11 protein-coding genes are annotated in these 11,985 nt (G+C 47.8%); 1 reads left to right on the forward strand and 10 read right to left on the reverse strand.

What is annotated here, in order from left to right; all coding sequences use genetic code 11:
* On the forward strand, positions 1–336 hold a 336-nt coding region (locus BM395_RS12490; RefSeq protein WP_141124094.1), incomplete at its 5' end, for an integrase core domain-containing protein.
* A 164-nt stretch (positions 337–500) separates the two neighbouring features.
* On the opposite strand, the gene BM395_RS12495 is transcribed toward BM395_RS12490, so the two are convergent.
* The 10 genes from BM395_RS12495 to BM395_RS12545 all read right to left on the reverse strand — a co-directional run bounded on the left by BM395_RS12495 (position 501) and on the right by BM395_RS12545 (position 11,878).
* On the reverse strand, positions 501–1,823 hold the full coding sequence (locus BM395_RS12495) for an OprD family porin (RefSeq protein WP_090512296.1): 1,323 nt from the start codon (positions 1,821–1,823) through the stop codon (positions 501–503).
* 173 nt (positions 1,824–1,996) lie between these two features.
* Positions 1,997–2,329, reverse strand: coding sequence for a DUF2790 domain-containing protein (locus tag BM395_RS12500; RefSeq protein WP_090512300.1), 333 nt, complete (start codon positions 2,327–2,329; stop codon positions 1,997–1,999).
* Positions 2,330–3,584: 1,255 nt separating this feature from the next.
* Positions 3,585–4,040, reverse strand: coding sequence for a hypothetical protein (locus BM395_RS12510; RefSeq protein WP_090512305.1), 456 nt, complete (start codon positions 4,038–4,040; stop codon positions 3,585–3,587).
* A 2-nt stretch (positions 4,041–4,042) separates the two neighbouring features.
* Positions 4,043–6,700 (reverse strand): hypothetical protein, encoded by a 2,658-nt coding sequence (locus tag BM395_RS12515; protein WP_090512308.1) that lies wholly within the window; start codon positions 6,698–6,700, stop codon positions 4,043–4,045.
* Positions 6,701–7,948: a site-specific integrase gene (locus BM395_RS23165; RefSeq protein ID WP_141124095.1), complete on the reverse strand. Its 1,248-nt coding sequence runs from the start codon at positions 7,946–7,948 to the stop codon at positions 6,701–6,703.
* Between the two features lie 370 nt (positions 7,949–8,318).
* The gene (locus BM395_RS12525; protein WP_141124096.1) at positions 8,319–9,524 is read right to left on the reverse strand and encodes a site-specific integrase; all 1,206 of its coding nucleotides are present in this window, start codon (positions 9,522–9,524) and stop codon (positions 8,319–8,321) included.
* Between the two features lie 212 nt (positions 9,525–9,736).
* Entirely contained in the window at positions 9,737–10,009 is a 273-nt protein-coding gene (locus BM395_RS12530; protein ID WP_069899923.1) for an HU family DNA-binding protein, read from the reverse strand.
* A gap of 188 nt (positions 10,010–10,197) precedes the next feature.
* Positions 10,198–11,346: an NAD(P)/FAD-dependent oxidoreductase gene (locus BM395_RS12535; RefSeq protein ID WP_090512315.1), complete on the reverse strand. Its 1,149-nt coding sequence runs from the start codon at positions 11,344–11,346 to the stop codon at positions 10,198–10,200.
* A 79-nt stretch (positions 11,347–11,425) separates the two neighbouring features.
* Entirely contained in the window at positions 11,426–11,593 is a 168-nt protein-coding gene (locus tag BM395_RS12540; RefSeq protein WP_069899925.1) for a rubredoxin, read from the reverse strand.
* A 117-nt stretch (positions 11,594–11,710) separates the two neighbouring features.
* Positions 11,711–11,878, reverse strand: a complete 168-nt coding sequence (locus tag BM395_RS12545) for a rubredoxin (RefSeq protein WP_069899926.1) — start codon at positions 11,876–11,878, stop codon at positions 11,711–11,713.
* Positions 11,879–11,985 lie beyond the last annotated feature (107 nt).

Raw genomic sequence — 11,985 nt, forward strand, 5'->3', positions numbered from 1 at the left:
CAACGCGGGAGACCTCAAGGGCTGCTGTTTCATTCGGATCAGGGGTCGCAATATGGAAGTCGTCACTTCCGTCAGCGCCTGTGGCGGTACCGCATCAGCCAGAGCATGAGTCGTCGGGGCAATTGCTACGATAACTCGCCGATGGAGCGTGTATTTCGAAGCTTGAAAACCGAGTGGATACCTTCAATGGGTTATATGTCGGTTCAGCAGGCGCAACGGGACATCAGCCATTATTTGATGCATCGCTACAACTGGATACGGCCTCATTCATTCAATGGCGGGCTAGCGCCCGCTCAGGCCGAGCAGAAACTTAACGTCGTGTCCGGGATTAGTTGACCACTACAAATACAGCCTTTCACGACTAGCGACACAACTAGCCGCTATAGATCCATATGAAAAAAGGCACCCGAGGGTGCCGAAGGCTGCCTCCAAACCAAAGGAGCACTGAGGAGGCAGCAGCCGAGCAAGGCGAGTTCCAGCAGGCACTCGCCGACAACGCTTTAAAGCACTTCGAGCGGGTATTCGACTATGAGGCGAACCTCATCCAGATCCGACTCGAAGTCGGTTGCACGGGTCGTTGCCTGGCGAATGCGGAAGGACATGTCTTTCAGTGATCCGGCTTGCACGACGTACTTGGCTTCGATGTCGCGCTCCCACCGTTTCTGATCGGTCAGCGGATTACCATCATCGTCGCGCCGCATGTAAACCTCGTTGGCGTTGGTGTAGTCAGCATCCCAGCCCTGCGCGTAGCGGGTCATGAAGCTCAGGCCGGGTACACCAAAAGGCTCCATGTCCAAGTCATAGCGCACCTGCCAGGACTTTTCCTTGGGCGAGTTGAAGTCGCTGTACTGGATGGAGTTATCCAGGTAGATCGAGTCGGATTGACGCAGGTAATCGAAATCGTCATCGCCGTTATTGCGCTGAATGCCAACCATGATGGTATGGGCACCAAATTGCACTCCAGCCTTGCCGCTCCAGATGTTGTTATCGAAACTGCCCAGTTGTTGTTTCCCTTCATCGACAGCTTTGTAGTAATTGAGACCACCGATCAAGGCAACATCGTCGGAGAGCGGATAGCTCAACGTGGTGCCAGCATAGTACTGGTTCCAGGCATCTTTGAGACGGCTGGTATAGAGGCTGATGCCAACGTTGTCGTTGACCGAGTAATCGCCTCCAAAATAGGCGATCCAGGGGGCGTCGACGGAGCCGGCATAGAACGTTGCAAAGCCATCGCGCATGCTGCTTGAGTTGGGCTCGCTCATTGAATGCAAGCGGCCACCTTGCAGGGCCAAGCCGTCAATACTGTTGTTGGCCACGGTGATACCGCGAAAGCTTTCGGGCAGGAGTCGCGAGTCACCGTAATGAACGACTGGGCTGACAGGAAAAACATCGCCAGCTTTGATGACTGTATCCATAAACCTGGCTTTAACCGCACCTCCCACCTTGGAGTAGTCATCCTCGGGTTGCCCTGCACTGTTATAAGGCATCACATCAACGGAGCCACCTGCGCCGGATCGCCCACCACCAGAGTCGAGTTTCAGGCCCAGCATCGCAAACGCGTCGATACCAAAGCCAACGGTACCCTCGGTGAATCCAGACTCAAACTGCCCGATGATTCCATGGGCCCACTCTTCCGAGTAACCATTACCTGTGCCGCTCGACTGTCCCTTACGAAAGTCGCGGTTGAAGTAGAGGTTGCGGTTCAGAATAGTGAGGCTGCTGCCCTCGACGAAGCCCTCGGCCTTTTCTTCGGCGGCAATTGCAGCCTGTCCGGTGCCGATACTCAGAGCTATCAGCGATAAGCAAAAAAGGGGGTTATTCATGTGACACTCCTGAATTATTTGGCAGTTTTATCTCGGTGAGATTTCTTGTAGTAGTTGCCGTAGCGCACCAGGAATCGCCCGTGCGCGCTCACGCCATACTTCCACACGCCAAATAACGTCAGGGTGACTTGAAAATTACTTTTAAGTCAGTGACCTGTAAGCTCCTATGTAGCTCAGTTTTGATTCCGGCAGGCTGTGCCCATTGCCCGATATTCAATAGTCTGCAAATCGCCGCTGGAGTCCTCATAGGTCATCTGAGCGGGCATTACCTCGCAACCAGAGCCTGTAGGGCTCGTATGTACAACCTTCGCGATGTCCAGCTTCATACCGTATCGATAGTGAGTTACCTCGGGCGGAGTCTTGCCACGAGCAGCAGCGTATTCCTGCATCGCCCTTTCATTCTCCTGAATCATTCGACCATAGACGCGGTCACCGCCGCCTTCGGCCATAGCCAGGGACGATGCAGAAAGAATAGATACCGCCATGACAGCTTTAAGAGTGTTCACGTTTAATTCCTCTATTTAGGTTGTAGTAAAAATATAAACGTAGGCACCTGTCATCAAAGTGAAGCGAAAATTACATCTTCGTAATTGCAGTATTAGGGGGCTTATTAGTAGCTCAAAGATATTAAATGACAGGGCGTAACTCAGACTTACTCTCCGGTTACCCGAGTCATTCCCAGACCTGCTACATCAGTCTCTTCCCGTTTTGCGTCGCATAAACCAATTGGCAGCCGGCAACACCAGCATCGAAAACAACGGTGCGGCAATGCGACTCATTATCTCGGAGCCGGCATCATCGCCACAGAGAATCAATCGCCAATAGACCGGCAATGATCACCGCCACCGAGCTTTGTTTGCCCAGCTAGAAACCACCAGCGGTTCCACCCGCCGCAATGGCTAAGCGAGTAAGGATCCGGGCATTAAATCGGCTGGTAATCCACGCCTAGGATCATTTTTGGGGTCAGGCAGAGCACCCGACGGCAGTACAGCTTATTGTGCCGACTCGACTTGAGCCTGCCAGGCAATATTTTCAGGGGCCGTACGCTCGGCCAGGGTTTGAGCGCGGCCGAATGTGAGGGACTCCGCCTGCATATTGAGAACAGAACCCACCCACAGCCAGCATGCCTGAGCATTCACGGCGTGCGATAAAAAAAGCAGACATGTTTTCGTCTCCAATGACCTTGATCGATACCGCCAAATGCAGGCGGCAACAAAGCGCCCGGTTAGCGGAGCGCACTTCAGATCAAAGCGTCAGGAGACGCGCGGTAGTGACGAAAGACCGGCGGGCTATCATTAAAGTAGCCGCTGTATCAGCGCTGTTTGCGTAAAAGTATGGACGGGGCGAAGGGTAAGATCGCCACTGCTTGCAGGAGAACACTGGCTTTGCATGACTGGCCGGACTTGCAGGAGATTTGTTACCTAGCTCAAAGTGTCGCTCATGTCCTCACTGCAAGAGAGCTCACTGCCGCCATAATTCATATCGGCCATGGCGCTTTGCATCAGAAAAGGCTCCATCGTGATGCCAGAAGCCATGCTGCCAAAAGAAGGGAGTGTGAAGCTGACAATCAGGGCTAGAACAAAACTAAGTCGTCGCATGCGGTATGTCATTCTGGAGACTGGCCGAACGATAACAGAATCCTTGAGTATTACCTGGAATCATCAATCGGTAAATTGATGCCAGTCAATTTGGTGGCGGCTCATGCAGGATAGCTATGCATTAAAACCCGGTACAAAGCCAGTTGAAGGCATCCGACATTTGCTAGCCGCCCTTAGACGGCAGCTTGACAACTGAGCCGCCTTTGGCAGGCTTACGAAACACAGGGCTATCATCTAAGAATTCCGCAGGATCGATATTCTTACGGCGAGCAATCATAGAGGCGTATATAAGTCGTTCTCGCTCCCTATTCAATTGCTTCATCAACTCTTGAACCTGTGCCTTGAGCACCTCGATTTGTTGATCTCGATCACGATCTCTGGCCGCTTTAAGTGAAGTTTCTTGATCGAACTTTTTTTCACCACGAGCATAACTTTTGACGACATCCTTGATACGTTGAAACTCTTTTTCAAATTCCTTATTTCGCCACAGAGTTGGCTTAGACACACCAGACTTATCGGTAATATACTTCCACCCGAAGTTTGAAGGATCTATCAGTTGTCTTTCAAATTGTTGCAATACAGAAAAAGCTTTATCCCATTGCTCGGTAGACGTAGTCACAATCAAGCTACTCCACATTGGAATACACAGTCGCTTGGAACAGAGCCACCAGCCCTAAATGGCTGATAGTCCTTACTCTTTTCAACTTGAATATCGTTGAGCACAACCTCAGACTTTTCTAAAATATAAGAAGCATTTCTAAAAATCGCCATTTGATGCTCGATATGCATTTCAACAGACTCTAACGGGATACCGGGCCTATTCAAGGCCTCAAAAAGCCGCGCCAGCTCAATTTCTGATCTATTACGCTCTGACTCGACTTGCTTAATTTGTACTGGATCTAAAAGATCTACTACGAACTCTCTGCAGCCCTTTCCTGAATTACCGGTCAGGCACTTCAGATGAAATTCGCAAGGCTTTAAATTAATATCACGAAAACAATGTCCAAGTGGACCGTAATGTACGGTTTGCAGCATATCGGTTAGGAAGGTCTGAACATTCTGGGGCGGAATACTGTTGTCATTCCAAATCTTGACCTTATTCGCCAAATCACCAATAAATCGGGACTGTTCAGAAAGCATAAGTTCACTAACTTTCTCAGCACGTTCTTTAGCAGTCTGATGATCGTAATGTTCACCTTGACTGTCAGATCTCCCCATCCACTTATTGACAATACTTGCAGCCAAACCGGATCGGAAAAGTGAATTAGTTTGCCAATGTCGACCCTTGTGAGTCTGAAACGTACTTACAATCTCTTCATTGGCTACAACACCATAACGGAGAAATGCTGACTGCCCCTGCTTAGCTGGTTTTATCGCATATAAAACAGAGTAATAACCGAGGACAGTTGGAATGTGCTCGTTATACACACCGCCAAGATTACTGGGAACAACAAATAAATAATCAGAAACCTTTTGATTTATCCCAAATGTGGCCGAACCGATCTCTATTCCATCTGCTAGAAGCTCCTCTTTAATCTCCTCAATAAGTTCAGACTTAATTTTGGTATTGACTGAAACGAAAGCATCTTCAACAGCGCTTTTAATGCTGGACTGTTCCACTAAGAACCCAGAAACGGCATGATATTTTAGCCTAATGTTATCCGGGGCCGGTCTGTAAAAAGTCTTTCGCTCCTCTGTGACTCTTAAAAACGAGTAAAATCCAGTTTCACTACCATTTGCGATGGAGGTCATAGTCTTCTGGTTAAACAGTTCTGGGTAGAGCTTTTCAGCATCTAATATCGGGATATAAGCATCGTAATTATAACCACCACTGACAATAGTGCGTATTGCTGCGACTGCGTCGTCACTACTAAGATATACGATTCTTGCGCCATGAAGGCACGGCTCACCTGTCAAAGCAAAGGCCTCCAGAGAAGCCAGGTTTTGCGACTTCAACCTATCTTTTAGAGCGTGCACATCCTTAGAACGACTTCCTTCAGGTTTACGATTATGAAGCACCTCAAAAAACTCAGAATATAAAACAACATTTCGGCGGAGCTCTATCAATTGGACAAGACGCTGCTTAACATCAAAGCCTCGTAAATAATAAGCACACTTTACTTTTCCTAGCGATTTTGAAGTCACCTTAAAGCCGTTTTTTTTGTAAAATTTGAGGAGCGCATTTGAGTCTCTTGATTTTGAGGCAAATGGTAAGTATTCACCCAAATTTTTAAGTTCGACAAGTTCATCATCAGGCAGATACTTAAGAAGACGCAACTGCCTCTCAGCCTCTGAGGCATTAGACTCAATTTTTTTATAAAGACGGTCTAAAGCAGACTGAACATGCCGATCAATCACTTCTATTCTTGTCTGAAACCGATTATCCAGATTTTCGGCATAGGAACCATCTTCAATGCTCAACGCTTGCTCTCTATAGGGTCCGCAAATTTCATCAATTCGCAGAACCGCTTCACAGATTGCATCTCTCCAGATAGTAGGGACATACCTAGCGATCGGCGCCGTACCCTTTTCTGTCCATACTCTACAATACAGTTCGCCACTTATTGTAACTAAGCAATTCTTAGGTAACCGCAAAACCTCGCCAATTCTTAAGCCTAAACCATATTGAAATGCCTGAGTCAGAACAGACAGCATATCCATCTGAGCACGAAAGCTGCCATCCCACTGCTCTTGTACCGCCCACTTCAACGCAATGATTGTTTTGACCAACTCAGGAAGCGGCAGTTTTTCTCCAAGGGCAACACGGCCATACTTATCTTTATCTTGTAAATCCTGTATACCTATGAGGTCAAAATTGCTAACGATCAAGGAAGAATCGAAGACAAATCTAATAAAATAATTTAGCGCTCTACACGCTCCAGCAGGTGACTTATAGTGAGCTATAAGATATTTGAACGTTGTCATGTAGGAAGATTGATCAATCCCTCTAAGGCTGACAACACCCTGAACAGCCATGTACTTAACAGCAGCAGCCAAGTCCATAACACGGCCAGCCGGTATCCCATTGTGATCCGACCTTCTGCCCCAGAGATAACTTACCAAGAAGACCTTGTTCAGCAGCATTAACTCTGGGTTAGTTTCTCCACGAGCCAATAAATAAACATTATGCCTGCCGTTATATAACCAGGAAAAATCCTCCCACTTTGATCCTTTAAAGCATGCGAGTTTTGAAAATCTCACTTCAGCTATGCTGGCAAGACGGCTTAGCTTAATCCGAAGCTCCTCATGCAAAATATCCTGTGCCATTACATTTTGCATTCAGATTTCCTTAACATTAATTAGGACCACGTCCTGCCCGTCAGAGTAGGCAATTGCAGCACGGCAACCAGCTATTGCCTGATCAATAACTGAAACTACATTAGCGGTGCTGACAGTTAACAATTGATCTTTTCGCTCGACCAAACCCTCTAAAGCACTTTCATGAGCTGCTACATCTTTATTAGGGCAAAATCTGTCACACGAATAGCAAGCTACCGCTGGTTCTTCGAAGCATACTGATTGAGCCGCGCACTTCCCTATAACATTAAAATTTCTTGGCTCACATACATGACTATATATATTATTTACAAGGTCACCTTCTCTCATCCAAGCAGCTGTGAATTGCTTCTGTTCAATGCGACTCAACGTGGCATTTTCGAGAATTTCCCACATCTCATGAGTGAATCTGAAGTAGTGTTTAATACTGTTTGTATCATTGTGATCAAGTAAATCGGCAAGCTCTTCAGGGGAACAGCCGGACATTACTGCTTGCGTGCCAACCGTATAACGAAATCTATATGCACATAAATTGAATTGCTTTCCGGTACGAGGGGAAAATGGCAGCCTATGTTCATTTCCCCAGAGAATATAATTAATTCTGGCACTCGACTTTTGGTAAAGTACGGCTCGCTTTGACTCATCTGAAAAATAGTCACTTGACAGCCGCTCTGTATCTTCCCAGTAGTGACTTCCTAAGGAATTGCCGTCTCTTTCTAAATGTATCGGATTTGAACTAATAAAAAGTGGAAGCTCTGCGGGATTAATACCATCAGGTAATTTTGTAGAAACCATGTGAGCCTGGATAAGACTTGCAGTTCTTTCTGTAAGTATTCGAGAGCTGAATTGAACTCGCCGATTGCGCGAATTTTGCTTCACGCGCGGCACGTTAAGATATTTTAATCCGCTTTTACCGTCCTTAATGAAGTCTTTTCGTTTCAATAAAGAAACTTGTATCGGCCTCAATCCAAAACATAAACATAGATCTAACAGCAAACGAAATTCTAACGGAAGCTGCTGATTATTAACCTGATCCGACAGTACGGAAATTTCCTCTCTTGTAAATGGGCCTCTGGCTTCATCCATTACAAATAGAGATAAATACGAATTTACTTTACCTGAATAATTTCGGAGCTTATGAAACTCCTCATATGACTCTAACGAAAGATCTTCATATCCGCAAAGCAATAGAAAATTCAAGAATTCCTTACAAGCAGAGATGAATGCCGCCTTTTCTTTAGTTTCAAGCACAGAAAGTCCGCCCAAGAAGTCGTTGATATGAACTCCTTTAGAAATCTCACAGGCAAAAAAAAACCAGAAATTTATATTTAATTCTAACGGTTGAAGTGTGATACCGCTCCAATATATACCTTAGGTAACTCCTCACAACCTCTCTTAATTCAGTATCCAGAAGATTAAGATACTGTGATTTAAGATAAATAAACTCACCCGTATCATCTGGCAATTTTATTACAGATCGAAATCCCCCATGATCATCAAATAGTTCGATTTCATAGCCAAGCCGACTTTTTACAAAAGCTCCTCCTGGCCACAGATCTGAAAGCTCATCGTTTGCAGCCAACGCCCACTGAGTCTGAAGTCCATTCATTTAATTAACCGATTACGCCTTAAGCGTTTCTTGTTGAAGCAGAGCTTGTAACTCAGCTACTTTGGCTTGTATCGATCCCTTTGCATAATGATCTGGCATATTACTGTTCTTAGCCCAGCCGCCTGCCGCTTCCTGAATAGGGGCTTTTAAAAGCTTACGACTTAAACCGCTTTCACCTTTAAATTTTCTATCCAGTGCCTGATTCAAAAGATCATGAAATGTATTTCGAAGACGATGAGGGCTGAGAAGGCCCACAAACTCTGGATATTGTTTAATTAGCTCATTAAGAATTGAATTAGGAGTCTGCACTGAAAGAGGACGCCCATCCCGGTAAGACAAGAAGACATAGCTTGTTGACTGCCAGCCGATGAATTCTTTTCTGATATTCACAATGTAGTGTTCAACCAGCGCAGCGAGCTGATCATGTAACACTACCTGCCGACCGAGGGTTTTAACTGAAGGAGACTCAGCGCGGGGATAATCAATCACATCTTTACTCTTGACGATATCGTAATACTTTCGCATCCCAGTAAGCTGAAAATTGTTCAATTTCAACAACAACGTCTCACCTTTACGATTTCCGCCCAACATCAAAAGAAGCAGGAGAATATAATTTCTCCATCGCACCTTATAAATTTTCCAAGGATTTAAATTATTGCTTGCATCAGGGTCAATAATGGCAATGAACTTAGCCTGAAGCTCAGGAGTAAGGCCAATCCTGTCTTTTTTATCGCCCCTGTAAGGAGCTTTCATATACAACTTGAAGCCGGCAGTCATGCTCTCAAACGAACGCTTAGCAATTTTAAGTTGTTCTAAGTTTCGAGCACACCGCCCCTCATAGAACAGCCATAGGTAATCTACAAATTTTTTTGCGCCTCGCATGCGGGCACCATACCAATTTGGATTAACTTGTTCGCCAGTCTGTTGAGCAAAGCCGCAATACGATGAGAAAGCTTCAATCTCCCCGATTGTAAGAGGATTAAGATTTGCAACGCGCTCAATCAAATTTATTTTTTGAATTTCACAGAATCGATAGAGGATCAAAATAGAACTCTGATCAACTCTTATGGTGTTTGGCTTCGAGCCATTGTCGAATCGTTGCAAAGCATACGCGCCGGCAAATATATCAACCTGGCTACTTTCAGTTACTAACTTTAGTTTTATACCGCCCAATTTATCAAAGACGACGGTAGTGAGTGAAAAGACTGAATTGTTCAAATGAAACACCGCGCTTTTTTCACGAGCACGGAAGCCTATAGACAGGCTAAATGGGCGTCAAGAATGAAACGCTACTGCTTCAATGCGATCACTTTTTCTTTTGAATACTTAATGAAACACTGTTTCGATACTTTCACTTACCCCAGATAGCACAAAGCCCCGAATCACGAGGCTTTGCAGAACTTATCCACAGAAAATGAAACACTCTGTGTTTAATTTACCGCATCTTTGAGGGACTTGCCCGGTTTGAAAGCGACGGTGTTGCTGGCCTTGATGGTCACAGGCTGACCGGTTTGCGGATTCTTGCCGGTACGCGCACCGCGATGACGCTGCACAAATGTACCGAAACCGACCAGCGTGACGCTGTCTTTACGGTTCAGTGCACCGGTGATTTCTTCCAACACTGCGTTCAATACGCGGTTTGCCTGGTCTTTAGTCAGATCAGCTTTTTCTGCAATCGCTGCAGCAAGTTCTGGTTTACGCATAAATGCCCCTATGACGGTTTGTTGTTGTTTTGTCCGGGCTGTTCCAGTTGAACAGCGCCCAAGGCGATGCAGCGGCTCTACGCTGCTGCAATCACGTTGGAGGATGGCATGCGTTCAAGGGATATGCCAGCATCGTCCTACAGGAAAATAAGATGATTTTGTGGCGTACCCGACAGAAAGGAAGCTAATTACGCCAAAAGGGCCGGAAGTAGCTTATTCAGGGCCAATTTTTCCTGAACGGCAGTCCCAGTTAGTGCGTAACCGAGCAGTTCTCCCGAGGCATTTCGGCACAGGGCTTTGATGTCGCCAGCGCTGCCTTCAACCGTCCATTCACCCTGCAAACCGTGCGGCACTGGCGACACAACCAGAGGGCAAATTGGGGTTTTGACCGTAACCGGCATGGCGCCGTACTTCACTGCAGTCGGGTTACCGGCCAATGTTTGCGCAAGCGCCCGTGCGCAACTCATGAGCGGCATGACGTAGAGCAAATTGAGACCGTCGACTTCGGCGCAATCGCCCAACGCGAAGATGTTGCTGTGCGAGGTGCGCAGCTCACGGTCAACCACCACGCCACGATTAACCTCCAGACCTGCCGCCATCGCCAGCGCCGTGCGCGGCCGCAAGCCAATTGCCGAAAGCACCAGATCACATTCGATCACCGTGCCATCCGACAACACCGCTTCAAGCCCCTCGCCTTTATGGTTGAGACGCGTAAGCACCGGCCCCAGATGGAAACGCGCGCCAAGCCCTTCGAGCCCTGCCTGCACGGCAGCTGCGGCGGCCGGGTGCAACAACGCGGGCATCACTTGCTCGCACGGCGCAACGAGTTCGACCTGATAGCCGCCGAGCATCAGGTCGTTGGCGAACTCACAGCCGATCAGGCCGACGCCGAGCAACAGCACGCGTTTTTTACCTTCGGCCGCCGCACGAAAGCGTGCGTAGTCTTCAAGGTCATTGATTGGGAAAACCTGCTCACTAGCATCGCCCTCAACCGGCACCCGAATCACTTCCGCGCCCCACGCCAAGACAAGATCGCGGTACGCCACAGCTTCTTCACCGATCCACAATTGTTTGTGGCCAGGGTCAATTCCGGTGATCTGGGTGTGGGTGCGCACCTCGGCATTCAACTGCTCGGCCATCGCGCCGGGCTCGGCCATGCTCAGGCTGTCGGCATCCTTGTTCTTGCCGAAGCCGGTGGAGAGCATTGGCTTGGAATAGGAGCGACCGTCGTCTGCCGTAATCAGCAACAAAGGGGTTTCGCTGTCGAGCTTGCGGAACTCACGCGCCAGGTTATAGCCAGCCAGGCCGGTGCCGATAATTACGACCGGTGCAGTCATTATTTTTCGCCTCTTGATTAGATTTATAACGGCTGCAACCAGCCAAAAAGCAGTTAAGCAATAGTTGGCTGGCCCGGTTTCAACTGATTTCGATCATCTCGAAATCAGCCTTGCCAACCCCGCAATCCGGGCACACCCAGTCTGCTGGTATGTCTTCCCACGCGGTACCGGGCTCGATGCCTTCATCAACCAGCCCTTCGGCTTCGTCGTAGATGAAACCGCAGACCACACATTGCCACTTACGCATGTGAACCTCCGCCAGAGTTGCCGGTAAGCATTGCTCTATTGTCTATCGCAGTGGCCTCGCTTGGCCAGAACCACCAATAAAAACGGCGGCCAAGGGCCGCCGTTGGGGAAATCTGAATTAACCGATTTCGATCATTTCGAAATCCATCTTGCCAACACCGCAATCCGGGCAAAGCCAGTCTTCCGGTACATCCTGCCATGCTGTGCCGGCGGCGATGCCTTCATCAGGCCAGCCCTGACTTTCATCGTATACCAGCCCACAGACTACACATTGCCACTTTTTCATTTCAACCTCAGGTAATCGCAGGGTAATTGCGCGAGCAAACTAACGTAATTAGCCGAACCCGCCAAGCACCGCCACGACGAACGTGTATTAATCCACCAGGTGCCTGA

Origin of the sequence: Pseudomonas marincola (assembly GCF_900116605.1) — a bacterium.
GTDB classification, from domain to species: domain Bacteria; phylum Pseudomonadota; class Gammaproteobacteria; order Pseudomonadales; family Pseudomonadaceae; genus Aquipseudomonas; species Aquipseudomonas marincola.

Coding starts and splice junctions, on each gene's coding strand:
- BM395_RS12495 (WP_090512296.1), bottom strand. CDS start 1,823: ATGAATAACCCCCTTTTTTGCTTATCGCTGATAGCTCTGAGTATCGGC.
- BM395_RS12515 (WP_090512308.1), bottom strand. CDS start 6,700: ATGCAAAATGTAATGGCACAGGATATTTTGCATGAGGAGCTTCGGATT.
- BM395_RS12530 (WP_069899923.1), bottom strand. CDS start 10,009: ATGCGTAAACCAGAACTTGCTGCAGCGATTGCAGAAAAAGCTGATCTG.
- BM395_RS12535 (WP_090512315.1), bottom strand. CDS start 11,346: ATGACTGCACCGGTCGTAATTATCGGCACCGGCCTGGCTGGCTATAAC.
- BM395_RS12540 (WP_069899925.1), bottom strand. CDS start 11,593: ATGCGTAAGTGGCAATGTGTGGTCTGCGGTTTCATCTACGACGAAGCC.
- BM395_RS12545 (WP_069899926.1), bottom strand. CDS start 11,878: ATGAAAAAGTGGCAATGTGTAGTCTGTGGGCTGGTATACGATGAAAGT.